The sequence below is a fragment of the Mycobacteriales bacterium genome, from assembly GCA_035504215.1.
Taxonomy (GTDB): domain Bacteria; phylum Actinomycetota; class Actinomycetes; order JAFAQI01; family JAFAQI01; genus DATAUK01.
This window is the reverse complement of sequence record DATJSI010000050.1, coordinates 66,525-89,333: the sequence shown is the minus strand read 5'-3', so window position 1 is coordinate 89,333 and position 22,809 is coordinate 66,525. Positions and strand designations below refer to the sequence as shown.

The window sequence follows — 22,809 nt, the reverse complement described above, 5'->3', positions numbered from 1 at the left end:
ATCCTGATCCGGTGATCTCCTTCGTCGTGGTGATAGCGGCATTCGCGTTCGGTGCGGCGGACCAGTACGTCGGCAGCCTCGGCGGGCATGGCGTCGCCTGGGCGGCACAGGTCAGCCTGCTCTCGGCACCGTGGCTCGTGCTCGCCTTTCTGGCCGGGTGCACGCAGCGGGCGCCGCGCCCCGCCGCGGTGCTCGGGCTGGGCGCCACGCTCGCCGCCCTGCTCGGTTACCTGCTGATGACGCTGAGCCCGATCGAGCAGGCGACGCTGAGCATCCGCGGCGTCGAAGGTTTCGTCCGAAGCGACCCGTTCGTCTTCCTCGGCGGAGCCTTCACCGGGCCGTTGTTCGGGTGGTTCGGGCAGCAGTGGCGGGTGCAGCGCGCGTGGGCCGGTGCGCTCGTCTCGGCGGCGATGGTCTGTCTCGAACCGGCGATCCGCGATCTTGCCGGCCAGGCGATCACCTCCCGGCGGGTCGCGCTGGCGGAGGTCGGCGCCGGGCTGGCGCTGGCGGCGTACTTCGCGGTGGCCGCGCGTCGCTGGCGGCTGGCGGAACAGCGCGGCTGAGCCGGCCTGCTACTCCGCTGGTTGCTCCGCCGGTCACTCGGCGCCGGCGGTCTCCGCCTGGGCCAGCCACTCGCGTTGGGTCGACAGCGCCGCCTCGGTCTCGGCCACCAGCTTGCCGTCGCCGGCCGCCTGGGCGCGTCCCAGGCGCGCTTCCAGCTTGTCGACCGACTCGCGGAGCCGGATGACGAGGGTCGACTCGGTGACCTGCACCTTGCGCCCGGCCGAGGTGGCGTGGCGGATCTTCTGCTCGACGTCGGCCAGCCGCGACTCGACGGTGTCCTTCGCGTCCCTCGGGACGTGTCCGATCTTCTCCCAGCGGTCGTGGATGGAGCGCAGCCGCTTGCGTGCGCCGTCCGGGTCCGCGGTCGCGTCGATCCGCTCGGCTTCGCTGAGCAGGGCCTGCTTGGCCTCAAGGTTCGCCTTCAGCTCCGAGTCGCGGGCGGCGAAGACCTCGGAACGCCGGCTGAAGAAGCCGTCCTGCGCGGTCTTGAACCGCTTCCACAGGTCGTCTTCGACGTCGCGGCCGGCCCGACCGGCTGCCTTCCACTCCGTCATCAGCTCGCGGAAGCGCTTCGCGGTGGCCGCCCACTCGGTCGAGTCGGCGAGCTTCTCGGCATCACTCGCCAGCTTGGCCTTGCGTTCGGCGGCTCCGGCTCGCTGGGTCTCGACCTCGGCGAAGTGTGCGCGGCGCCGGGAGTCGAACTGGCGGCGCGCCTTGGACAGCTGCTCCCAGAGCTGGGAGTCGGTCTTTCGGTCGACGCCCCGGATCGCCTTCCACTCCTCGACCATCGCGCGATAGCGCTCGCCGGTCGCCCGCCAGCTGGTGCTCGACGACAGCTCCTGTGCCTCGCTGACGAGGGTCCGTTTCGCCTGCACCGCAGCATCCGCGGCGGCGGCGCGTTCGGCCGCCTTCGCCGCCTGCCGGTCCGCCACTGCGGCGAGTACGGCGTCGAGCCGCGTGACGAGTGCGTCGAGGTCCCCGAGCGCGGCCGCCGAGGGGACCACCTCGCGCAGCTTGCGGGCCGCCGTGCCCACCGAACGGGGGTCGCTCGCGGCCGAGGCCACCCGTCCCTCCAGCAGGCCGACCTCCGCGGCCAGTTCCGCATAGCGGCGCTGGTAGAACTCGAGCCCGTCCTCCGGGCTGCCGGCGTGCCAGGAGCCGATCACCCGCTCGCCGTCGGCGGTGCGGAGATATACCGTGCCGTCCTCGTCGATGCGGCCCCATTCGCTGCTCATCGCCACAAATCCTCACATGCGGCGGCAGGCAGCGGTAGGCGGACCGGTGGTTCCCACCCGGTTGACCTCGGCCGTCCATCCGCGCGGACGGTGCCGGTTCATCGGCTGTTCACAACCGCACAACCGTTTTGTGCACATCTTCACAAGCGGGTTACAGTCGACCGAGGGGAAAGACAGCTCGGTTGGGAGTCCGGTTGACGATGGCGGACCCGACCACGAAGCCCTCCTCCGCCTCGGCGCGCAACGGCAGCTCGCCGAACGGCACCGGCCGACCCCCCCGGTCCTCCGGCGCCCGCACGGCACGGCGCGGTGGCATCTCCGAGGCGACGGTGGCCCGGCTTCCGGTCTACCTGCGGGTGCTCACCTCCCTCGCCGAGGGCGGGGTTGCGACGATCTCCTCCGATCTGCTCGCCCGAGCAGCCGGCGTCGGCCCGGCGAAGCTGCGCAAGGACCTGTCCCACCTCGGCTCGTACGGCACCCGCGGCGTCGGGTACGACGTCGAGTTCCTCGTCTACCAGATCTCCCGCGCCCTCGGTCTCACCCAGCACTACAGCGTGGTGATCGTCGGGGTCGGCAACCTCGGGCAGGCGCTCGCCGGGTACGGCGGCTTCGGCAGCCGCGGCTTCCGGGTGGCCGCACTGGTCGATGCCGACCCGTCGCGAGTGGGTTCGGTCATCGCAGGAGTCGAGGTGCGCCCGGTCGACGAGCTCGAGCGGATCCTCGGCGAGGAGGAGATCTCGATCGGCGTCATCGCGACTCCTGCCTCGGCGGCGCAAGACGTGTGCGACCGGCTGATCCGTGCCGGGGTGACCAGCGTGCTGAACTTCGCTCCGGTCGTGCTCTCCGTCCCGGACGGCGTCGACCTGCGCAAGGTCGACCTGTCGATCGAGCTGCAGATCCTTGCCTTCCACGAGCAGCGCAAGTCGCTGGTCACCCAGGAAGCAGGACAGCGGTGAGCCTGCTCGCGATCGGGTTGTCGCACCGGTCGGCGCCGGTAGACCTGCTCGAGCGGGTCGTGATCGACACCGATTCGATCGCGAAGCTGCTCGCCGACCTGGTCGGCTCCGAGCATGTCGACGAGGCCCTCGTGCTCGCCACCTGCAACCGGCTGGAGGTGCATGCCGAGGTCCGGAAGTTCCACGGCGGCGTGCAGGAGATCAGCGAAGCGCTCGCCGCGCACGCCGGGGTCGACCTCGACACGCTCACCGAGCACCTCTATGTGCACTACGAGGACCGTGCCGTACAGCATCTGTTCGCGGTCGCCGCCGGGCTGGACTCGATGGTGGTCGGGGAGCAGCAGATCCTTGGCCAGCTGCGGTCCGCGTTGAACCTCGCGCGCGCCGAGCACACCGTTGCGCGTTCGCTCGGCGCGGTGGTCGACGCCGCGTTGCGGGTCGGCAAGCGGGCGCACACCGAGACCGACATCGACCGCGCCGGCCGTTCGCTGGTCTCCGTCGGAGTCGCACTGGCCGAACGCTCAACCGGCGGGCTGTCCGGGCGCCGAGCCGTCGTGGTCGGCGCGGGCGCGATGAGCTCGCTGGCCGCCGGGGAGCTCCGCGAGCGGGGGATCGCGAACCTCGACATCGTCAACCGCACGCCCGAGCGCGCCCGGCGACTGGCGGTCAAGGTGGGTGGGCAGGCTCACGCGATGGAAGCGCTCGCTGCGGTCGTGCGGGAGGCGGATCTGATGATCTCGTGCACCGGCGCGGTCGGTACGGTCGTCGGCCCCGAGGCGCTGGGCGACCGCGCGGAGCGCCCCTTGTTCGTGCTCGACCTCGCGCTGCCGCGCGATGTCGATCCCCGTGCCGCCTCGATTCCCGGCGTCACGGTCGCCGACCTCGATGCTCTGTCGGAAGTGGTAGAGACCGCATCGATCGAGGCGGATGTCGACGCCGTACGCCGGATCGTCACCGACGGGGTCGGGTCGTTCCTGGCCAAGCAGCGCGCCGACCGCGTGGCGCCGACCGTCGTCGCGCTCCGGGCGCGCGCCCAGCAGGTCGTGGACGCCGAGCTCAGCCGGTTGCTCGGGCGGATGCCACACACCGACGAGCGGACGACCAAGGAGATCCGCGCAACCGTCGAGCGGGTGGTCGACAAGCTGCTGCATGCGCCGACGGTTCGGGTGAAGGAGCTCGCCGAGTCCCCCGGTGGTGACTCGTACGCCGAGGCGCTGCGCGAGCTGTTCGCGCTCGACCCGGCCGCAACGGAGGCCGTGACCCGTGCCGATGTGGTGGTCGAGGAGACCGGATCCTCGGAAGGGCGACCCGAATGACCGCCGTGACGACGCGCACGCTTCGGATCGGCACCCGCCGCTCGCCGCTGGCCCTCGTGCAGGCGACCGAGGTCGCGAACGTGCTGCGGGGTGCGGGACACGAGGTGGAGCTGGTCGAGGTCGTGACAGAGGGCGACCGGTCGGCAGCGGCGCTGCCTGATCTCGGCGGCACCGGCGTCTTCGTCACCGAGGTGCGGCGGCGGCTGCTGGCCGGCGATGTCGACCTCGCCGTCCACTCGCTGAAGGACCTCCCGAGCCGCCAGCCCGACGATGTCGCTCTGGCCGCAGTGCCCGAGCGCGCCGACCCGCGCGACGCACTGGTGAGCCGCGACGGTGCCGGCCTGTCGGGACTCGCGCCCGGTTCGCGGGTGGCCACCGGATCGCCGCGGCGGGCGGGCCAGCTACGAGCCCTCGGCCTCGGGATCGAGGTCGTGGGCATCCGCGGCAACGTCGACACCCGGATCCGCAAGATCGCCGAGGGTGCGGCGGATGCGGCCGTGCTTGCCGCGGCGGGCCTGGTCCGCCTCGGTCGGCTGGCGGAGGCGAGCGAGCTGCTCGATCCCGGCCAGATGTTGCCCGCGCCCGGTCAGGGTGCGCTTGCGGTCGAGTGCCGGGCCGCTGAGACCGACCTGCAGGCCGAGCTGGCGGCCGCGCTCGACGACCCGACGACCAGGGCCGCCGTCACGGCCGAGCGGGAGCTGCTCGCTGCGCTGGAGGCCGGTTGCTCGGCTCCGATCGGTGCCCTCGCGGACGTCTCGACAGGGGACGACGGGCCTGATGAGATCTACCTGCGTGCCGTCGCCGCCGCCGTCGACGGTGCTCGCACCATTCGCCTCTCCCGCACCGGACCGGTAGCGGACGCCGCCCTGCTCGGGCGCCAGCTCGCCGCGGAGCTGCTCGCCGAGGGCGCGGCCGAGCTGATGGGAGGCGTCGCACGATGACCGCACAACCCGCCATGATCGGAGTGAGAGCGTGACCAACAGCCGGAGCAAGCCGACACCCGGGGTCGTGACCTTCGTGGGAGCCGGCCCGGGTGACCCGGATCTGCTCACCGTTCGCGCCCGGGACGTCCTGGCCGCGGCCGATGCGGTTGCCCTCGCCCTTCCCCACCTCGAGGCGATGCTGGCGTTCTGCCGCCCTGATGTGGAGATCATCAACACCGGCTGTGACGACGCCGCCCCCGGCAAGCTGGCGATCGCGGCGGCGAAACAGGGCAAGCAGGTGGCCCGGTTGTTCGGCGGTGACCCGACCGTGCTCTGCGCGTTTGCCGAGGAGGCCGAGGCCTGCGCCAAGGCCAAGATCGACTTCGAGCTGGTGCCCGGGGTCAGCGCCGCGGTCGCCGTACCCGGCTATGCCGGCGTGCCCGTGACCGATCGCAGGACCAGGACGGTCCACATCGTCGACGTGTCGCCGCACAGCCCCGAGCCGGACTGGTCCGTCGCTGCGGCCGCACACCAGACCTTGGTGCTGCTCAACTGCGAGGGGTCGATCGGCAAGGCGGCCGCGGCATTGGTCGAGCACGGCCGTCGGGGGGACACCCCGGTTGCGGTCACGGCCGCCGGTACGACGACGGCGCAACGAACCATCGTCTCCACCCTCGACACCGTCGAGCGCGATGCGGCATCGCTCGAGGGCGCGTCGCTCGTCGTCGTCGGAGAGGTCGTGAAGCTGCACGATCGGCTCTCCTGGTGGGAGAGCAAGCCGCTGTTCGGCTGGCGCGTGCTCGTGCCGCGGACGCGGGAGCAGGCGGCGGCGCTCTCCGAGCAGCTCGCGTCGTACGGCGCGATCCCCGTCGAGGTGCCCACCATTGCGGTCGAGCCACCGCGCACGCCCCAGGCGGTCGACCGGGCGATCCGCGGTCTGGTGAGCGGGCGCTATGCCTGGCTGGCCTTGACCTCGACCAACGCCGTCCGGGCGATCCGCGAGAAGATCGAAGAGCTGGGCCTGGACGCGCGAGCGCTGGCCGGGGTGAAGATCGCCTGTGTCGGCGAGCAGACCGCGGCCGCCATGGTCGCCTGGGGTGTGCGCCCCGAGCTGGTGCCGTCCGGCGAGCAGTCCAGCGACGGCCTGCTCGCGGACTGGCCGGAGTACGAGCCCGGCTACGACGCGCTCGACCGGGTGCTCCTGCCCCGGGCCGACATCGCCACCGAGACGCTGTCGGCAGGCCTGATCGAGCGCGGCTGGCAGGTCGACGACGTCACGGCGTACCGCACGGTCCGTGCGGCGCCCCCGCCGGCCGCGACCCGCGAGGCGATCAAGACCGGTGGCTTCGACGCCGTGCTCTTCACGTCGTCGTCGACCGTGCGCAACCTGGTCGGTATCGCCGGCAAGCCGCACACGTCGAGCATCATCGCCGTGATCGGCCCGCAGACCGCGAAGACCGCGGCCGAGCTCGGCCTGCGGGTCGACGTGCGCGCCGACTCGCCGTCGGTTGCGGCCCTCGCCGACGCGCTGGCAACCTTCGGACGTGAGCGGCGCGCGAGCGGCGAGGTGCTGCCGCCGGGCAAGGCGAACCGCGCACGGATCACCCGCGCCAAGAAGGCGAAATGAACCTCCCGGCCGGCGGGTTTCCCACCGTGCGGCCGCGGCGGCTGCGCCGCACACCCGCGCTTCGCCGGCTGTCGGCACAGGTGGCGGTGTCGCCTTCCGACCTGGTGCTTCCGATGTTCGTGAAGGAGTCGGTGGTCGAGCCGGTGCCGATCCCTTCGATGCCGGGCGTGCTGCAGCACTCACGCGACTCGTTGCGCAAGGCAGCGAGCGAAGCGGCCGAGGCCGGCGTCGGCGGGCTGATCCTGTTCGGTATCCCGGCCATGAAGGATGCTCGCGGCAGCTCCGCGGACGATCCTGACGGCATCGTGCAGCAGGCCCTTCGCGACGTGGTCGCCGAAGTCGGCGACGCCGTCGTGGTCATGAGCGACCTGTGCCTCGACGAATACACCGACCACGGTCACTGCGGCCTGCTGACCGACACCGGCGCGGTCGACAACGACGCCACGCTCGAGCGCTACGCGTCGATCGCGGTGGCCCAGGCCGAAGCTGGCGCGCACGTCGTGGGTCCGAGCGGCATGATGGACGGGCAGGTCGCCGCGATCAGAAATGCCTTGGACAGCAACGGTTTTGCGGACGTCGCGATCATGGCGTACTCCGCGAAGTACGCCTCGGCCATGTACGGTCCGTTTCGCGATGCGGCGGAGTGCGCGCCGCAGTTCGGTGACCGCGCGTCCTACCAGCAGGACCCGGTGCGAAGCGCCGACGAGGCGGTCCGTGAAGCGTTGCTCGACGTCGCCGAGGGCGCGGACCTGGTGATGGTCAAGCCCGCGATCGGCTACCTCGATGTCGTCCGCGCGGTCGCGGACGCCGTCGACGTACCGGTCGCGGCGTACAACGTCTCGGGGGAGTACTCGATGCTCGAGGCGGCAGCCGCGAACGGATGGATCGACCGTGACCGCGCCATCGCGGAGCTGCTCGCGTCGATCAAGCGGGCGGGTGCCGGCATCGTTCTGACGTACTGGGCGGCAGAGGTGGCCGGCCGGCTGCGGCGGTGAGCGAACAAGAGGCCGAGCTCGCTCCCGAGCCGGTCTCCACCGGGCGGCTGGAGACCTTCAGCGACGGTGTCTTCGCGATCGCCGCGACGCTGCTCGTGCTCGACCTTGCCGCGCGCCCGCGCATGCCGGCGGCGGGCACCTGTTCCATGCGCTGTTCGCCCGTACCGAGCTCTCCGAGTACGCCGCCTACGTCGTGAGCTTCCTGGTCATCGGGATCACCTGGATCAACCACCACAGCCTGTTCCGGCAGGTCGCCCGTGTCGACCGGCGGCTGATGCTGCTGAACCTCCTCCTGTTGCTCGTGATCGCGTTCCTGCCGTTCCCCACGCGCGTGCTGGCCGACTACCTGACCGGTGGCGGCAGCAACGCACACGTCGCGGCGTTCTTCTACAGCGCGGTCATGACGCTGATGGCGGTGCTCTACGCGCTGATCTGGTGGCACGTGACCGCCGGTGGTGGGCGGTTGCTCAGGACGCCGATGGATGCCGCCACCGTGCGCAAGAGCAGGCGCGGGTTCAGCGGTGGCGTGCTGTTCTACCTGCCGACCCTCGGCCTGTCCTTCATCTCCGCCGAGCTGACGCTCGGGGTGCAGGCGGCGCTGGCGATCTACTACGCGCTGGACCCCTTGCGGCGCTGAGGTTTTCGGCGGTTCAGTCGACGATCGCCTGGTAGACCAGCTGGCGTAGCTGTGGGCGCAGCGGATAGGTGCTCGACGGCAGCAGCTGGGTCATGAGCACCACCGCGAGATCCTCCGCCGGATCGACCCAGAAGGCGGTGCTCGCCATCCCACCCCAGTAGGACTCGCCGCTGCCGGTCAGCACCTTCGCATCCACCGGGTTGTCGGTCACCGCGAAACCGAGCCCGAAGCCGACTCCGTCGTACCTCGTCTCCGCCGAGATCGGCCGGCCGTATTGCTGCAGGTCAGCGCCGCCGGGAAGGTGGTTGCGTCGCATGTAGGCGAGCGTCCGAGGGGAGAGCAGCCGCTCGCCATCGAGCGCTCCGCCGCGCAGAAGCAGGTGGCAGAACCGCAGATAGTCGCTGCTCGTCGAGACCAGGCCACCGCCCCCGGACAACCAGGCCGGCGGCTGCTTGAACGGTTCGCCGAGAGCGTCGTAGCGCACCTTCTCGGGCAGGCCGGGCGCGATGGCATACAGCGCGGCCAGCCGGCCGTGCTCGTCAGGAGGTACCCAGAAGCCCGTGTCGGTCATGCCGAGCGGTGTGAAGATGCGCGTCCGGAAGAACTCGTCCAGGGACTGACCCGACCACACCTCCACCAGCCGGCCGAGAACATCGGTCGCAACCGAGTACAGCCACTCCGCGCCGGGCTGGAAAGCGAGCGGCAGCGCCGCCCAGGCGGCCACGCAACCGGCGAGGTCCAGCCCGTGCGAGTCGGAGATGTCGAAGCCGGCGTTCCGGTAGATCTCGTCGGTGACGTGCACCCGGTGAAAGGCGTAGGTGAGGCCCGCGGTGTGAGTGAGCAGGTGCCACACCCGGATCGGCTCGGTCGCCGGTACGGTCATCGGTTTCGACGCCGGACCGCCGACGTAGACCCGCGGTTGCGCGAACTCCGGCAGCCACCTGCTGATCGGGTCGGTGAGCTCGAACGCACCTTCCTCGTACAGCATCATCGCGGCGACCGAGGTGATCGGCTTCGTCATCGAGTAGATCCGCCAGATCGTGTCGGTCTCGACCGCTCGGCCGGCCTCGATGTCCGCGCTGCCGTAGGTCCACAGATGGGCGATCCGCCCGCGCCGGCTGACCGTGATCTGCACACCGGGCAGCCGGCCGTCGTCGACGTACCTTGCGAAGTGCCGGTTGATCCGCTCGAGCCGTTCCGGATCGAGCCCGACCTCCGCCGGATCGACGTTGACCGCGAAATCCGTCATGGCGCAAGCCTGGCATGCGGGCCGGGTCGCGGCGGTAGCAGCGGCTTGAAAGGATGGCCGCGTGCCCACCGACCCCACTCCGGCCTCCGATGCGCTGTTCGCCCGTGCGCAGGCGGTTACGCCAGGGGGGGTCAACTCGCCGGTGCGCGCGTTCCGTGCCGTCGGCGGCGGGCCGAGGTTCATGGTCCGCGGCGACGGCCCGTACCTGTACGACGCGGACGGCATCGAGTACGTCGACCTGGTCTGCTCCTGGGGACCGACGATCCTCGGGCACGCCCATCCGGCCGTGGTCGAGGCGACGAAGCGCGCCGCGGCCGCCGGGCTGTCGTTCGGCGCGCCGGGGCCGGGCGAGGTCGAGCTCGCTGAGCTGATCGTCGACCGGGTCGGGCCGGTCGAGGAGGTCCGGCTGGTCAACTCCGGCACCGAAGCGACCATGAGCGCGGTGCGGCTGGCGCGCGGGTTCACCCGGCGCGACAAGGTCGTGAAGTTCGCCGGCTGCTACCACGGGCACGTCGACGCGCTGCTTGCCAGCGCCGGCAGCGGGGTGGCGACCTTTGCGCTGCCGGACTCGCCAGGCGTCACGGGTGCCAGCGCAGCGGACACGATCGTCGTTCCCTACAACGACGTCCCTGCCATCGAGGCGGTGTTCGCCGCGCACGGTGAGCGAATCGCCTGCGTCATCACCGAGGCCGCCGCGGCCAACATGGGCGTGGTCCCGCCGCTGCCGGGCTTCAACCAGCGCCTGCGCGAGCTGACCGCGGAACACGGCGCGCTGCTCGTGCTGGACGAGGTCATGACCGGCTTCCGGGTCAGTCGGGCCGGCTGGTTCGGCCTGGAAGGAGTGCCGGGCGACCTGTTCACCTTCGGCAAGGTCATGAGCGGCGGGTTGCCGGCGGCTGCCTTCGGCGGGCGGGCCGAGGTCATGGCACAGCTCGCGCCGGCCGGCCCGGTCTACCAGGCGGGCACGCTGTCCGGGAACCCGGTCGCGGTCGCCGCCGGCCTCGCCCAGCTGCGGGGTTGCACCGACGACGTCTACGACCGCGTCAACGCGGCGGCGGCGCGGCTGGTGGGCCTGCTGGCCGCGGCGCTCGCCGATGCCGGTGCGGCGTACCGCATCAACACCGCAGGAAGCCTGTTCTCGGTGTTCTTCACCGCCGACGACGTCGTGGACTTCGAGACCGCGAAGCGTGCATCGGTTGCCAGGTACGCGGCCTTCTTCCACTCGATGCTGGACCAGGGCGTCTACCTGCCGCCATCGGCGTTCGAGGCGTGGTTCGTCGGAGCGAGCCACGATGATGCGGCGCTCGACCGGGTCGCCGATGCGTTGCCCGCGGCGATCAAGGCGGCGGTCGCCGTCGATGCCGAGGTCGCGCGGTGACGCAGTGACGCGAACCGTCGTCCACCTGGTGCGGCACGGCGAGGTCGACAACCCCACCGGCGTGCTCTACGGCCGGCTGCCCGGTTTCCGGCTCTCCGCCGCCGGCGAGAAGATGGCGCTGCTCGATGCCGATGCGTTGCGTGGTCGCGACGTCACTGTCGTGCGGTCCTCGCCGCTGGAGCGCGCGGTGCAGACCGCCGCACCGATCGCCGCAGTGTACGACCTGGCGCCGACGACCGACGCGCGGCTGATCGAGAGCGACAACATCTTCGAGGGCCGGACGTTCGGCGTCGGCGACGGATCGCTGAAGAACCCCTCGGTGTGGCGCTACCTCTGGAACCCGTTCCGGCCGTCGTGGGGGGAGCCGTACGCCGAGATCGCGACCAGGGTGCTCGAGGCGGTCGACGAAGCGCGGGTCGCGGCGGCCGGTCACGAAGCCGTTCTGGTCAGCCACCAGCTCCCGATCGAGGTGGCCAGGCGCAAGGTGCAGGGTGAGCACCTCTGGCACCGGCCGGATCGCCGTCGGTGTGCGCTCGCGTCGATCACGTCGCTGGTCTACGACGGTGAGCGGCTGCTGCGGGTGGACTACACCGAGCCCGCGGGCGCGAGCGGACGGCAGCGCGTCGGCGGCGCGTGACGATCGCCAGCCCGGTGCGGCCGGCCGCTCTCAACAGGACACAATGGTTGCAATGTCTCGGGTTGCACTGTCGCGCTCCGCGCGCTTCGCGCCGATCGCCGTCCTGGCGATCGCGGTGCTCGCCGGATGCGCCGGTACCGGCAACGTCAACACCTCGGTGACGGGCAGCCTGGGCTACCAGTTCGGCCCGGGAAACATCACCGTGTACAAGTCCCAGGGCCGCGCCATGGTCGGCAACGTCAACGGCACGACGCTGCAAGGCCGGCCGCTCAGCCTCGCCAGCTACCGGGGTGATTACGTCGTCGTCAACTTCTGGCAGTCGGAGTGCTCGCCGTGCCGAAGCGAGGAGCCGGCGCTCGAAGCGCTGTCGAAGGAGTACGCGAGCAAAGGGGTGCGCTTCGTCGGGATCGACTGGGGTGACAACCGTTCCTCCGGGCTGAGCTTCGAGCGCCAGTTCGGCGTCACCTACCCGAGCCTCATCGACCGCGCCGACTCGCTCGTTCTCGGCTTTCCCGGCGGCGCGCCGAGCACGCCGACGACAATCGTCATCGACCCCCACGGTGGGATCGCCGCTCGGATCAACGGCCCGTCCGACTACACGCACATCAAGCGGTTGTTGAACGATCTGCTCTCGGAGTCGGCGTGACTGCGTCTGTCCTGGCCGACGCCGCCACGACCTTCCAGCACGCGGCCGGTGGCTCGCTCGTGCTCGCGGTGCCGGTTGCGGTGCTGGCCGGTCTGGTGTCGTTCTTCTCGCCGTGCGTGTTGCCACTCGTGCCGGCGTACCTCTCCTACGTCACCGGCCTGTCCGCTGCCGACCTCGCGGCCGGCCCCCCTTCGGTCAGTGACGGACCGGGTGCAGCTGTTGCCGTCGAAGCGCTTCGGGCCGCCGGCTCGGGCCGGCGTCGGCGCGGGCGCGTGCTGCTCGGGTCCGTGCTGTTCGTCGGCGGGTTCTCCGCGGTGTTCGTGCTGTTCGGCGCGTTCTTCGGCTACGCCGGCGATCATCTGGTCGCGCACGCGACCGCGATCGACCGCATCGCCGGTGGCGTTGCCATCGTCATGGGTCTGGCGTTCATGGGATGGCTGCCCGGCTTCCAGCGCGAATGGCGTTTCCACCGCTTGCCGTCACTCGGCATCGCGGGCGCGCCGCTGCTCGGGATTGCGTTCGGTGTCGGGTGGACGCCCTGCACCGGCCCGACCCTCGGCGTCGTGCTGGCGATCGCCGGCAACCCGGACACCGCTACCGCAGCGCGCGGGGCCGTCCTCACGGCGGCCTACTGCATCGGGCTCGGGGTGCCGTTCATCCTCGCCGGGCTCGGCTTCCGCCGCGCACTCGGCGCCTTCGCGTTCGTGAAGCGGCACTACGGCGTGGTTGTCCGCGGCGGCGGCCTGTTGCTGATCGCCGTCGGCGTCCTGCTGGTGACTGGCGAGTGGAACACGCTCTCGATCGACCTGCGCAACGCGCTGCCCTCATACACGGCGCCGGTCTGAGCGATGTCCGACACCGTCCTCGACGACGACCGCACCACCGCGCTCTCGACCCAGCCGGACGCGCCGGTGCGCGCTCCTGTCCGCACCCCGCTCGCGGCGCTGCGCCAGCTGTGGCGCCAGCTGACCAGCATGCGCACCGCGCTCCTGTTGCTCGCCCTGCTCGCACTCGCCGCGATCCCCGGCACGGTGATCCCGCAGCGCGGGCTCGACCCGGTCAAGGTCAACAGCTTCCTCGCGGCGCACCCGCACCTCGGGCCACTGATGGACAAGCTGTCACTGTTCGACGTCTTCGCGGCGCCGTGGTTCGCGGCGATCTACCTGCTGCTCGCGCTGTCCCTCGTCGGTTGTCTCGTGCCGCGGATCCGCCTGCACGCACGGGCGTTGCGCCGCCGGCCGCCGAACGCACCGCGTAACCTGACCCGGCTGACCGCCTCGACGCAGTGGGACAGCGATGAGCCGGCCGCGGACGTGGCGGCCCGCGTCCACCAGGTGCTGCGCGGCATGCACTGGCGGGCCGACGTACGCGAGGAGCCGGACGGTGTCGTCACCGTCGCTGCCGAGAAGGGTTACCTGCGCGAGACCGGCAACCTGGTCTTCCACGTCGCGCTGCTCTTGCTGCTGGTCGGCATCGCGCTCAGCGGCCTCTACGGATACAAGGGCACGGTGCTGGTCGGCCCCGGGCAGGGCTTCGCGAACGCGCGGCTCGACTACGACGTGTTCGAGCCGTCGCGGTTGTTCTCCAACTCCCAGCTCTCGCCGTTCTCGTTCAGCCTGCAGAACTTCACCGCGACGTACCAGTCGAACGGTGAGCCCACGGCGTTCAACGCCTACGTGAGCTACAAGTCCTCACCGAGCGCCGTCGCCAGGCCGTTCGACATTCGCGTCAACCATCCGCTGAACGTGAAGGGCGCGAAGATCTTCCTGGTCGGCCACGGGTACTCGCTGTTGCTCAAGGTGACCAACCGCAAGGGCCAGGTGGAGTACGACGGGCAAACGCCGTTCCTTCCGGACAACAGCCAGTTCGCGTCGCACGGCGTCGTGAAGATCCCGTCGCTCGGTGGCAAGGACGGCCAGCTCGGCCTGACCGGCGAGTTCTACCCGACCGCAGTTCCGACCACTGCCGGGCTGGTGTCCACGTATCCGGGTCTCGACAACCCGATGCTGTCGCTCGCGGCGTGGCGCGGCAACCTCGGCCTCAACAGCGGGGTGCCGCAGTCCGACTACTCGCTGCCGGTCGGCGGCCTGAAGAACATCGGTGTGAAGGACCTCACCAAGGGCGAGAGCTGGAAGCTGCCGGACGGCGCGACCGTGACGTTCGAGGGCATCGACCAGTGGGCCACCTTCCAGGTCGCGCACGAGCCCGGGAAGCGCACCGTTCTTGCCGCAGCCGTGCTGATCATCGCCGGCCTGCTCGGCTCGTTGCGGGTCCGGCGCCGGCGGTTCTGGATCCGGGCCGTGCCCGCCGCAGCCGGCGATCCGGCGGGGCGTACCGTAGTCACCGCGGCCGGGCTGGCGCGCAGCGATGTCGGTGGGTTCGTCGACGAGCTCGATGACCTGATGGCGCAGATCGGTCCGTCGCGCGCCGGGGATGCTGGGACCGAGAGGGACTGAGTGGCACCCAACCTTCACCTTGCACATGTCTCGGACGTGCTCCTGACCTGGACGGTCTTCTGCTACGCGTTCGCGATGCTGGGCTATGCCGCCGAGTTCGCCGCAACCCGCCGCTCGATGGCCCGGCGCGATGCCTCCGGCTTGTTCGCGCGCTACCTGTCGGGCGTCCGGCTCGGGCGAGCCGCGGTCGCGCTCACCGTGATCGGCTTCGGTTTCCACATCGCGTCGGTCACCACGCGCGGGCTGGCGGTGCACCGCGTGCCCTGGGGGAACATGTACGAGTTCTCCTGCATGGTCACGCTGGTTGCGGTCGCAATCTACCTCGCTTTGTTGATGAGCCAGCCGCTCAAGCGCATCGCCGCGACCGCGCTGCGCCGGCCGAACGCCCATCTGATCAGCTGGCGCTCGCGGGAGTCCGTGCGCTACCTCGGCGCGTTCATGATGGCGCCGGTGGTGCTCTACCTCGGCCTGGCCGGCACGGTGCTCTACGCCGCTCCCGGTCCGCTCGTCCCCGCCCTGGACTCGTACTGGATCAAGATCCACGTGGTCGCGGCAATCACGGCCACCGGTGCGTTCATGGTGTCCGGCGTCGTCACCGCTCTGTACCTGCTGAAGGAACGCTGGGAGCGCGGTCTGCCGCCGCTGCGCTTGGCGCTGCGCAGGCGAGTGCAGGCACCGCTTCGTCCCCAACGCGTCAGCGTGGGTCCCGGCACCGCTGCCGTGGCCGAGATGAACGCCCGCAGCGGGCTGATGCAATCGTTGCCATCCGCGGCGTCGCTGGACCGGCTGGCGTACCGGATCATCACCTTCGCGTTCCCGGTCTGGACCTTCGCGATCATCGCCGGCGCGATCTGGGCCGAGCAGGCCTGGAGCCGCTACTGGGGCTGGGACCCGAAGGAGACCTGGTCGTTCATCACCTGGCTCGGCTACGCGGCCTACCTGCATGCGCGCGCCACCGCAGGATGGCGCGGCCGCAAGGCAGCGATGCTCTCGCTGATCGCGTTCGCCTGCCTGATGGTCGACTACTACGTGGTGAACACCGTCATCACCGGCCTGCACTCCTACGCCGGTATCTCGTGAGGCCGGCCGGCCCGCTGCCGGCGTCCTCGCTCGCTCGCGTGCGGTAGCACGCCGCGCTCGCCGCCGCCTTCGCAGCGAACCGGCCGATCCTCACGAGACAGGCGCGCGCGTTGCATCGCCAGGGTGATCGGTGGCCGGGACGACGCTGGCCCGGCTCAGGCGGCTATGACCGCGCGGTCGCCGACTCCTCTCCGGCCTCCCGCGGCGACGGCGTCGCAGCACGCGAGCCGTCCTGACGCAGGAGATCTCTGATCTCCGACTCGCGGAAGCGCCGATGACCGCCCGGCGTCCGGATGCTGTTGATCCGCCCCGCTGCAGCCCATCGCGTGACCGTCTTCGGGTCTACGCGAAACAGGCTGGCGACCTCCCCCGGGGTCAAGAGCCGATCTCGGGACTCAACCACCACAAACCCCCTCCACTGTGCGCTGGCACGACGCACTCGCATTTAGTGTGACGTTTAGACCTCGTTGTTGTCAGCCAACGCCGCCGAATCGTTTCCAACTGCGGGCTCTGGTTGGCCCGACGTAGGCTGAACTGTATGGCAGCAGACGCGGGCGCGCCGCGAGGCGCGGGGCGCGCCGCGCTGGTCTACAACGCGGCGCGAGCCGGCCTGCTGGCGGCCTGCCTGGGCATCGGCTGGGCGATCGGTGTGCCGACGTTCCCCCTGATCATCGGCTCGCTTCTGATCTCCGGCATCTTGAGCTGGTTCCTGTTGCGGCGGCCGCGGGAGCAGCTGGCGGAGGCGGTTGAGCGCACCGTTGCCCGCGGACAGGCGAAGCTGGCCGCGCGTACCTCGGCCGAGGACGGGTACGTCGAAGCCGTGCAGGCGGCTCAGGAGGCGCAACACGCCGCCGCGGAGGTGACCGGCCCGGCAACCGCCCGCGCTGACCAGACCTCGTGATGCGGGCGCCACGGCGCGATCGCGTCATGGTGGTCGATGACGCGGCCAACCTGCGCGAGCTGCTCACGCTGCTGCTCGAGACCGAGGACGACTTCGAGGTCATCGGAACCGCTTCCGACGGCGCTCAGGCGCTCGCGGTCGGGGAGGCGTTGCGCCCCGACATCGTGTTGCTCGACCTGGCGATGCCGGTCATGGACGGGATGCAGGCGCTCCCGCAGCTGCGTGAGCGCCTGCCCGGCGCGCTGATCGTCATCTTCTCGGGGTTCGAGCAGGCCGACCTCGTGGACGAGGCGATGGCCGCCGGCGCCAACGCTTACCTCGAGAAGGGGGCCAGCGTGACGCAGCTGGTCGACCTGCTGCGCGAGCTCCGCGGCCGCCGGGTCACGGCCGAGTGACCGGGGCGAGCCGCCCCGCCGCGCGAGTCGCGCCCCGGGCTCGCGAAAATGACCCCGTGCCCCGGGCTCACCTGGACCGGCAGCCGCGCGAGGTTGCCGGGATGTTCGACGCGGTCGCCGACCGCTATGACCGCATGAACGCGGTGATGACGCTCGGGCAGGAGCGGCGCTGGCGGGAGTTGGTGGCCGACGCGCTCGAGGTGAACCCGGGTGACCGCGTGCTCGACCTGGCCGCCGGAACCGGTGCCAGCGCAGTGCCGATCCAGCGGCGCGGCGCATCCGTGGTGGCTTGCGACTTCTCGCTCGGGATGCTCTCGGTCGGCCGCCGCCGCCACCCGTCGCTCGAGTTCGCCGCGGGGGACGCTCTTGCGCTCCCGTTCTCCGCCGGCGGGTTCGACGCCGTGACGATCTCCTTCGGCTTGCGCAACGTGGCCGACGTCGATCTCGCGCTGACCGAGCTGGCTCGGGTCACCCGACCGGGCGGACGCCTCGTGGTGCTGGAGACGAGTGCGCCGCGGCGAGAGCCGTTCCGCGCGGGTCATCGCTTCTACGTGACCCACGTCCTCCCGCGGCTGGCGGCGTTGGTCACCGGCGACGCCCAGGCGTATGACTACCTCGCCGAGTCGGTCGCGCAGTGGCCGGCGCCGGCCGAGGTCAGCGCCCGCCTGGCCGCGGCCGGATGGACCGCAGTGGGTTGGCGGACGCTGTCGTTCGGAGCCGTGGCCATGCATCGCGCGACCCGCACCGGCCCGGCCCGTCACTAGACTCATGTGAACGGTTTCACGAGCAGGAGATCATGAGCACGCAGCATGCGGACTACGACGCGGACGTCGTCGTGGTCGGCGCCGGCCCCGGCGGTTCGACCGCGGCATACTGGCTGGCCCAGGCCGGGCTGGACGTCATCGTGGCCGAGAAGTCGCAGTTTCCGCGGGAGAAGGTCTGCGGCGACGGGCTCACTCCGCGTGCGGTGAAGCAGCTGGTCGCCATGGGCATCCCGACCGAGCCGGCCGATGGCTGGATCGCGAACAAAGGGCTGCGCATCATCGGTGGTGGGATGCGGCTCGAGATCCCGTGGCCGGATCTCGCGAGCTATCCGTCGTACGGATTGGTCCGCCCGCGGCTGGACTTCGACGAGGTGCTCGCCCGCGCCGCCCAGAAGGCCGGCGCGCAGGTCTACGAGCAGACCACCGTGATCGATCCGGTGCGCGAGGAGCGCACCGGGCGAATCGTCGGCGTGGCCACCAAGGACGGACGCCGCTTCCGGGCGCCGATCACGCTGGTCGCCGACGGCAACAGCTCGCGGCTGTCGCTCGCGCTCGGCCGCCAGCGCCGCGAGGACCGGCCGATGGGGGTCGCCTACCGCCGGTACTTCCGCAGTCCGCGCCACGACGACGACTGGCTGGAGTCCTGGCTCGAGCTGTGGGACGGCGCGATCGGCCAGAGCCGGCTGCTGCCGGGCTACGGCTGGGTGTTCGGCGTCGGTGACGGCACCAGCAACGTCGGGCTCGGCATCCTGAACACCTCGGACGCGTTCGGCAAGACCGACTACCGCGCCATGCTCGATCGCTGGTGCGCCTCGCTGCCCGAGGAGTGGGGCTTCACCGAGGAGAACTCGGTCGGCCCGACTCGTGGAGCGGCACTGCCGATGGCGTTCAACCGCAAGCCGCACTACGCCGACGGCGCCCTTCTGGTCGGCGATGCCGGCGGGATGGTCAACCCGATGAACGGCGAGGGGATCGCCTACGCGATGGAGTCCGGGCGGCTCGCCGCCGAGCTGGTCGCGCTCGCGCTCGCCGAGCCGGAAGGACCGCGCCGCGAACGGGTGCTCGAGGGGTATCCGGCGGCGCTCGAGGAGACCTACGGCGGCTACTACACGATCGGGCGGATCTTCGTAAAGGCGATCGGGCACCCGTCCGTGATGAAGCTGTGCACCCGCCACGGGCTCCCGCACCCCGCGCTCATGCGGTTCTGCCTGAAGCTGCTCGCCAACCTCTCCGAGCCCCGCGGCGGCGACGCGGCGGACCGCATCATCGCCGGCCTCAACCGATTGACCCCGGCCGCGTGATCCGGGCGTGAGCGCGCCACCTAGACTTTCGTGGGTTTGACCGCCGAGACGTCGCGAAGGAGGACATCGTGGTCCCGATCCTGATCCTGGCCCTCATCGGTGCCGGCTTCGCGGTGTTTTCGATCGTGGCCGGGTCCCTTGCCGGGCCGAAGCGGTTCAACCGCGCGAAGCTCGAGTCCTACGAGTGCGGCATCGAGCCGACGCCTCAGGCATTCCGCGGCCACCGGCTCCCGGTGAAGTACTACACGACCGCAATGCTGTTCATCGTCTTCGACATCGAGATCGTGTTCATCTACCCGTGGGCCGTGCATTTCAACGCCCTCGGGTTGTTCGGCTTGGTCGAGATGATCCTTTTCATCGGCGCCGTGTTCGTGATCTACGCCTACGTGTGGCGGCGCGGCGGTCTCGAGTGGGACTGAGCTGACATGGGCATCGAGGAGAAGATCCCCGACGGGATCCTGCTGACCACCGTCGCCAAGGTGCTCAACACCGCGCGGAAGAACTCGGTCTGGCCGGCGCAGTTCGGCCTGGCCTGCTGCGCGATCGAGATGATGGCGGTCGGTGGCCCGCGCTTCGACATCGCTCGGTTCGGGATGGAACGCTTCAGCGCGTCCCCTCGCCAGGCCGACCTGATGATTGTCGCCGGCCGGGTGTCGCAGAAGATGGCGCCGGTTCTGCGCCAGATCTACGACCAGATGCCCGAGCCCAAGTGGGTGCTCGCGATGGGCGTCTGCGCGAGCAGCGGCGGCATGTTCAACAACTACGCGATCGTGCAGGGCGTCGACCACGTCGTGCCGGTCGACATGTACCTGCCCGGCTGCCCGCCGAGGCCGGAGATGCTGCTCGACGCGATCCTCAAGCTGCACGAGAAGATCCGCAACGGCCCGATCAGCGGCAAGCCGGACTGGACCGAGCTCGGCGGCACCGCGCCGTACGAGAAGCCGATCGAGCGGGACACCCGGATCTCGAAGGGCGTGCCGGACGACGCCGAGGTGCCCGCCTTCACCGCGCCCCTACCGGGAGCCGGATCGTGACCGAACCGACCGACGAGGGCGTCGCCGCGGCGCCCTCGAGCGATGAGCCGACCGGGGCCGGCGGCAAGCGCCACGACCTGTTCGGCGCGTCCGGCTTCGGCGACACCTCCGGATTCGGCGGGCTGGTCGTCCGCCCGCCGCAGCTGGTGTCCTCGCCGCGCCCCTACGGTGGCTGGTTCGACGAGGCCGCCGATGCGCTCGAGTCGGCCTACCCCGACTTCGGCGACGCGATCGAGCGCATCGTGGTGCATCGCGGCGAGCTGACGCTCTACGTACGCCGGGAGCCGCTCGCCGAGCTGCTCCGGGCGCTGCGCGACGACCCGCGGCTGCGCTTCGAGATGTGCGCGTCGGTCTCCGGCGCCGACTATCCCGACGACCCGACCGGCCGGCGGCTGCACGCGGTCTACCACCTGCTGTCGATGACCTTCCGGCGCCGGATCCGGCTCGAGGTGTCGGTGACCGCGGAGGATCCGCACATCCCGAGCGCCACCGAGGTCTACCCGACCGCCAACTGGCACGAGCGCGAGACGTGGGACTTCTTCGGGATCGTCTTCGACGGGCACCCCGGCCTGACCCGGATCGAGATGCCGGACGACTGGCCGGGGCACCCCCAGCGCAAGGACTACCCGCTCGGCGGGGTCCCGGTGGAGTACAAGGGCGCGACCGTGCCGCCACCCGACGAGCGGCGGTCCTACGCATGACCGAGTCCGGAACCGACCAGGGAACGCCGTACACCAGCACGTACAACGAGGCGGACCCGTACGCCGGTGCGGAGCCCGAGGGCGAGGGACGCGTCTTCACCGTCGGCGGCGGTGACTGGGAGGACGTCGTCTCGGCGATCGACCCGGCGGAGAGCGAGCGGATCGTCGTCAACATGGGTCCGCAGCACCCCTCGACGCATGGCGTGCTCCGGATCGTGCTCGAGCTCGAGGGCGAGACCGTGATGGCCGCCCGGCCGGTGATCGGGTACCTGCACACCGGCATCGAGAAGAACATGGAGTACCGCAACTGGACGCAGGCGGTGACCTTCGTCACCCGCGCCGACTACCTGTCTCCGATGTTCAACGAGGCGACCTACTGCCTCGGGGTCGAGCGCCTGCTGGACATCGAGGACCAGATTCCGCAGCGGGTGAGGGTGCTGCGGGTGCTGGTGCTTGAGCTGCAGCGGATCTCCTCGCACCTGGTCTGGCTCGGCACCGGCGGTCTCGAGCTCGGGGCCCTGACCGCGATGCTGCTGGCGTTCCGCGAGCGCGAGGAGATCAGCAAGATCTTCGAGATGATCACCGGACTGCGGATGAACCATGCCTACATCCGCCCGGGCGGCGTCGCGCAGGACATCCCGCCGGGCGCCGTCGATGCGATCCGCCAGTTCGTGCCGGTGATGCGCAGCCGGGTCGACGAGTACGAGGACCTGCTGTCGGCCAACCCGATCTGGATGGCTCGGACCCAGGGCGTCGGCTACCTCGACACCGAGTCCTGCATGCAGCTCGGCATTACCGGCCCGCTGCTGCGCGCATCGGGGCTGGCGTGGGACCTGCGGCGCGAGATGCCGGTGCTCGACTACGACACCTACGACTTCGACGTACCGATCGAGACCGCGGGCGACTGCTATGCGCGGTACAAGGTCCGGCTGAACGAGATGCGCGAGTCGCTGCGGATCATCGAGCAGGCGCTCGACCGGCTGCGCCCGGGTCCGACGATGGTCGAGGACAAGAAGATCGCCTGGCCGGCGCAGCTCGCGCTCGGCTCCGACGGCCTCGGCAACTCTCTCGATCACATCCGCCGGATCATGGGTACGTCGATGGAGGCGTTGATCCACCACTTCAAGCTGGTGACCGAGGGCTTCCGCGTCCCTGCCGGCCAGGTCTACGTCCCTGTCGAGTCGCCGCGCGGCGAGCTCGGTGCGCACGTCGTCTCCGACGGCGGCACCCGCCCGTACCGCGTGCACCTGCGCGATCCCAGCTTCGTCAACCTGCAGGCCGTGCCGGCCGTCACCGAGGGCGGGATGGTCGCGGACATCGTGGCGAGCGTGGCGAGCATCGATCCGGTCATGGGTGGGGTGGACCGCTGATGCTGAGCGACGACACCCGGCGGATGGCGGCCGAGATCATCGCGCGGTATCCGAAGCCGCGCTCGGCGTTGCTGCCCTTGCTGCACCTGGTGCAGAGCGAGGAGGGCTACGTCACCACGGAAGGGATCGCGCTGTGCGCCGAGCTGCTCGACCTGACCAAGGCTGAGGTCAGCGCCGTGTCGACCTTCTACACGATGTACAAGCGGCGCCCGGTCGGCGACTACCACGTCGGCGTGTGCACCAACACGCTGTGCGCCGTGATGGGAGGCGACGCCATCTACGCCGCGCTGAAGGAGCACACCGGCATCTCGACCCAGAACGGCGTCACCGACGACGGCAAGGTCTCGCTCGAACACGTTGAGTGCAACGCGGCGTGCGACTACGCACCTGTGGTGATGGTCAACTGGGAGTTCTTCGACAACCAGACCCCGGCGTCGGCCCGTGAGCTGGTCGACGCGCTGCGGGCGGGCGAGCCGGTGACGCCGACCCGTGGCGCGGCGTCGGTGTGCACCTGGAAGGAAGCGGAGCGGATCCTCGCCGGCTTCCCCGACGGACGTGCGGACGAGGGCATCGCGGCCGGCCCGGCCAGCCTGGAAGGGCTCAACCTGGCCAACGAGCGCGGAGAGACCGCATGAGCTCGCCGT

At 70.6% G+C, this 22,809-nt stretch carries 25 protein-coding genes and 1 pseudogene; 23 read left to right on the top strand and 3 right to left on the bottom strand.

What is annotated here, in order from left to right; translation table 11 throughout:
* Nucleotides 1-11 precede the first annotated feature (11 nt).
* Nucleotides 12-563, top strand: a complete 552-nt coding sequence (locus VME70_06390; GenBank protein ID HTW19821.1) for a hypothetical protein — start codon at nt 12-14, stop codon at nt 561-563.
* A 33-nt stretch (nt 564-596) separates the two neighbouring features.
* Here VME70_06390 and VME70_06385 read toward each other — a convergent pair whose 3' ends face one another.
* The gene (locus tag VME70_06385) at nt 597-1,799 is read right to left on the bottom strand and encodes a DUF349 domain-containing protein (GenBank protein HTW19820.1); all 1,203 of its coding nucleotides are present in this window, start codon (nt 1,797-1,799) and stop codon (nt 597-599) included.
* A gap of 200 nt (nt 1,800-1,999) precedes the next feature.
* On the opposite strand from VME70_06385, the gene VME70_06380 reads away from it, so the two are divergent.
* The 7 genes from VME70_06380 to VME70_06350 are packed head-to-tail and all read left to right on the top strand — an operon-like array spanning nt 2,000 to nt 8,253.
* Nucleotides 2,000-2,755 (top strand): redox-sensing transcriptional repressor Rex, encoded by a 756-nt coding sequence (locus VME70_06380; GenBank protein HTW19819.1) that lies wholly within the window; start codon nt 2,000-2,002, stop codon nt 2,753-2,755.
* The gene (locus VME70_06375) at nt 2,752-4,071 is read left to right on the top strand and encodes a glutamyl-tRNA reductase (protein HTW19818.1); all 1,320 of its coding nucleotides are present in this window, start codon (nt 2,752-2,754) and stop codon (nt 4,069-4,071) included. The genes VME70_06380 and VME70_06375 overlap by 4 nt, the downstream gene beginning before the upstream one ends.
* Nucleotides 4,068-5,012 (top strand): hydroxymethylbilane synthase, encoded by a 945-nt coding sequence (gene hemC / locus VME70_06370; GenBank protein ID HTW19817.1) that lies wholly within the window; start codon nt 4,068-4,070, stop codon nt 5,010-5,012. The genes VME70_06375 and hemC overlap by 4 nt, the downstream gene beginning before the upstream one ends.
* A gap of 31 nt (nt 5,013-5,043) precedes the next feature.
* Nucleotides 5,044-6,621 carry a uroporphyrinogen-III synthase gene (locus VME70_06365; protein HTW19816.1) on the top strand — a complete coding sequence of 526 codons (1,578 nt, stop codon included), beginning with the start codon at nt 5,044-5,046 and terminating at the stop codon, nt 6,619-6,621.
* Nucleotides 6,618-7,616: a porphobilinogen synthase gene (gene hemB / locus VME70_06360; protein ID HTW19815.1), complete on the top strand. Its 999-nt coding sequence runs from the start codon at nt 6,618-6,620 to the stop codon at nt 7,614-7,616. The genes VME70_06365 and hemB overlap by 4 nt, the downstream gene beginning before the upstream one ends.
* Entirely contained in the window at nt 7,613-7,813 is a 201-nt protein-coding gene (locus tag VME70_06355; GenBank protein HTW19814.1) for a TMEM175 family protein, read from the top strand. Before hemB ends, VME70_06355 begins: the two co-directional genes overlap by 4 nt.
* Complete coding sequence (locus VME70_06350) at nt 7,756-8,253, top strand: TMEM175 family protein (protein HTW19813.1); 498 nt, start codon at nt 7,756-7,758, stop codon at nt 8,251-8,253. Before VME70_06355 ends, VME70_06350 begins: the two co-directional genes overlap by 58 nt.
* A gap of 13 nt (nt 8,254-8,266) precedes the next feature.
* Here VME70_06350 and VME70_06345 read toward each other — a convergent pair whose 3' ends face one another.
* On the bottom strand, nt 8,267-9,502 hold the full coding sequence (locus VME70_06345; GenBank protein ID HTW19812.1) for a serine hydrolase domain-containing protein: 1,236 nt from the start codon (nt 9,500-9,502) through the stop codon (nt 8,267-8,269).
* Nucleotides 9,503-9,563: 61 nt separating this feature from the next.
* Here VME70_06345 and hemL point away from each other — a divergent pair, with 61 nt between their 5' ends.
* Genes hemL through ccsB form a run of 6 tightly spaced genes read left to right on the top strand, consistent with a single transcriptional unit; the run spans nt 9,564 to nt 15,699 of the window.
* Nucleotides 9,564-10,880 (top strand): glutamate-1-semialdehyde 2,1-aminomutase, encoded by a 1,317-nt coding sequence (gene hemL, locus VME70_06340; protein HTW19811.1) that lies wholly within the window; start codon nt 9,564-9,566, stop codon nt 10,878-10,880.
* Complete coding sequence (locus VME70_06335) at nt 10,861-11,517, top strand: histidine phosphatase family protein (protein HTW19810.1); 657 nt, start codon at nt 10,861-10,863, stop codon at nt 11,515-11,517. Before hemL ends, VME70_06335 begins: the two co-directional genes overlap by 20 nt.
* Before the next feature lie 52 nt (nt 11,518-11,569).
* Entirely contained in the window at nt 11,570-12,163 is a 594-nt protein-coding gene (locus VME70_06330; protein HTW19809.1) for a TlpA disulfide reductase family protein, read from the top strand.
* Nucleotides 12,160-13,008, top strand: coding sequence for a cytochrome c biogenesis protein CcdA (locus VME70_06325; protein HTW19808.1), 849 nt, complete (start codon nt 12,160-12,162; stop codon nt 13,006-13,008). The genes VME70_06330 and VME70_06325 overlap by 4 nt, the downstream gene beginning before the upstream one ends.
* Before the next feature lie 3 nt (nt 13,009-13,011).
* Complete coding sequence (locus tag VME70_06320) at nt 13,012-14,619, top strand: cytochrome c biogenesis protein ResB (protein HTW19807.1); 1,608 nt, start codon at nt 13,012-13,014, stop codon at nt 14,617-14,619.
* On the top strand, nt 14,620-15,699 hold the full coding sequence (gene ccsB, locus VME70_06315) for a c-type cytochrome biogenesis protein CcsB (GenBank protein HTW19806.1): 1,080 nt from the start codon (nt 14,620-14,622) through the stop codon (nt 15,697-15,699). It abuts the gene before it with no gap.
* A gap of 163 nt (nt 15,700-15,862) precedes the next feature.
* Here the strand turns inward: ccsB and VME70_06310 are convergent, their stop codons facing one another.
* Nucleotides 15,863-16,144, bottom strand: coding sequence for a BldC family transcriptional regulator (locus tag VME70_06310; GenBank protein HTW19805.1), 282 nt, complete (start codon nt 16,142-16,144; stop codon nt 15,863-15,865).
* Between the two features lie 93 nt (nt 16,145-16,237).
* Here VME70_06310 and VME70_06305 point away from each other — a divergent pair, with 93 nt between their 5' ends.
* From VME70_06305 to nuoE, 9 genes and pseudogenes are all read left to right on the top strand, one after another.
* A complete protein-coding gene (locus VME70_06305; protein HTW19804.1) occupies nt 16,238-16,600 on the top strand; it encodes a DUF4229 domain-containing protein in 363 nt (120 codons plus the stop codon).
* Nucleotides 16,601-16,626: 26 nt separating this feature from the next.
* Nucleotides 16,627-16,995 (top strand): response regulator transcription factor, encoded by a 369-nt coding sequence (locus VME70_06300; GenBank protein ID HTW19803.1) that lies wholly within the window; start codon nt 16,627-16,629, stop codon nt 16,993-16,995.
* A 56-nt stretch (nt 16,996-17,051) separates the two neighbouring features.
* Entirely contained in the window at nt 17,052-17,759 is a 708-nt protein-coding gene (locus VME70_06295) for a class I SAM-dependent methyltransferase (protein ID HTW19802.1), read from the top strand.
* Between the two features lie 32 nt (nt 17,760-17,791).
* On the top strand, nt 17,792-19,060 hold the full coding sequence (locus tag VME70_06290) for a geranylgeranyl reductase family protein (GenBank protein HTW19801.1): 1,269 nt from the start codon (nt 17,792-17,794) through the stop codon (nt 19,058-19,060).
* Between the two features lie 65 nt (nt 19,061-19,125).
* Nucleotides 19,126-19,479, top strand: coding sequence for an NADH-quinone oxidoreductase subunit A (locus tag VME70_06285; protein HTW19800.1), 354 nt, complete (start codon nt 19,126-19,128; stop codon nt 19,477-19,479).
* Between the two features lie 6 nt (nt 19,480-19,485).
* A pseudogene (locus VME70_06280) lies at nt 19,486-19,938 on the top strand (NADH-quinone oxidoreductase subunit B family protein).
* Nucleotides 19,939-20,090: 152 nt separating this feature from the next.
* Nucleotides 20,091-20,795, top strand: a complete 705-nt coding sequence (locus tag VME70_06275; GenBank protein ID HTW19799.1) for an NADH-quinone oxidoreductase subunit C — start codon at nt 20,091-20,093, stop codon at nt 20,793-20,795.
* Nucleotides 20,792-22,165 (top strand): NADH-quinone oxidoreductase subunit D, encoded by a 1,374-nt coding sequence (locus VME70_06270; GenBank protein ID HTW19798.1) that lies wholly within the window; start codon nt 20,792-20,794, stop codon nt 22,163-22,165. Before VME70_06275 ends, VME70_06270 begins: the two co-directional genes overlap by 4 nt.
* Nucleotides 22,165-22,800: an NADH-quinone oxidoreductase subunit NuoE gene (gene nuoE / locus VME70_06265; protein ID HTW19797.1), complete on the top strand. Its 636-nt coding sequence runs from the start codon at nt 22,165-22,167 to the stop codon at nt 22,798-22,800. The genes VME70_06270 and nuoE overlap by 1 nt, the downstream gene beginning before the upstream one ends.
* Nucleotides 22,801-22,809 lie beyond the last annotated feature (9 nt).

What these genes read in the sequence shown, in the direction of transcription:
- VME70_06385 (HTW19820.1), bottom strand. Translation starts at nt 1,799, where the DNA reads ATGAGCAGCGAATGGGGCCGCATCGACGAGGACGGCACGGTATATCTC.
- VME70_06380 (HTW19819.1), top strand. Translation starts at nt 2,000, where the DNA reads ATGGCGGACCCGACCACGAAGCCCTCCTCCGCCTCGGCGCGCAACGGC.
- hemC (HTW19817.1), top strand. Translation starts at nt 4,068, where the DNA reads ATGACCGCCGTGACGACGCGCACGCTTCGGATCGGCACCCGCCGCTCG.
- hemB (HTW19815.1), top strand. Translation starts at nt 6,618, where the DNA reads ATGAACCTCCCGGCCGGCGGGTTTCCCACCGTGCGGCCGCGGCGGCTG.
- VME70_06345 (HTW19812.1), bottom strand. Translation starts at nt 9,502, where the DNA reads ATGACGGATTTCGCGGTCAACGTCGATCCGGCGGAGGTCGGGCTCGAT.
- VME70_06335 (HTW19810.1), top strand. Translation starts at nt 10,861, where the DNA reads ATGCCGAGGTCGCGCGGTGACGCAGTGACGCGAACCGTCGTCCACCTG.
- VME70_06330 (HTW19809.1), top strand. Translation starts at nt 11,570, where the DNA reads ATGTCTCGGGTTGCACTGTCGCGCTCCGCGCGCTTCGCGCCGATCGCC.
- VME70_06320 (HTW19807.1), top strand. Translation starts at nt 13,012, where the DNA reads ATGTCCGACACCGTCCTCGACGACGACCGCACCACCGCGCTCTCGACC.
- VME70_06310 (HTW19805.1), bottom strand. Translation starts at nt 16,144, where the DNA reads ATGCGAGTGCGTCGTGCCAGCGCACAGTGGAGGGGGTTTGTGGTGGTT.
- VME70_06305 (HTW19804.1), top strand. Translation starts at nt 16,238, where the DNA reads ATGGCAGCAGACGCGGGCGCGCCGCGAGGCGCGGGGCGCGCCGCGCTG.
- VME70_06300 (HTW19803.1), top strand. Translation starts at nt 16,627, where the DNA reads ATGGTGGTCGATGACGCGGCCAACCTGCGCGAGCTGCTCACGCTGCTG.
- VME70_06290 (HTW19801.1), top strand. Translation starts at nt 17,792, where the DNA reads ATGAGCACGCAGCATGCGGACTACGACGCGGACGTCGTCGTGGTCGGC.
- VME70_06270 (HTW19798.1), top strand. Translation starts at nt 20,792, where the DNA reads ATGACCGAGTCCGGAACCGACCAGGGAACGCCGTACACCAGCACGTAC.
- nuoE (HTW19797.1), top strand. Translation starts at nt 22,165, where the DNA reads ATGCTGAGCGACGACACCCGGCGGATGGCGGCCGAGATCATCGCGCGG.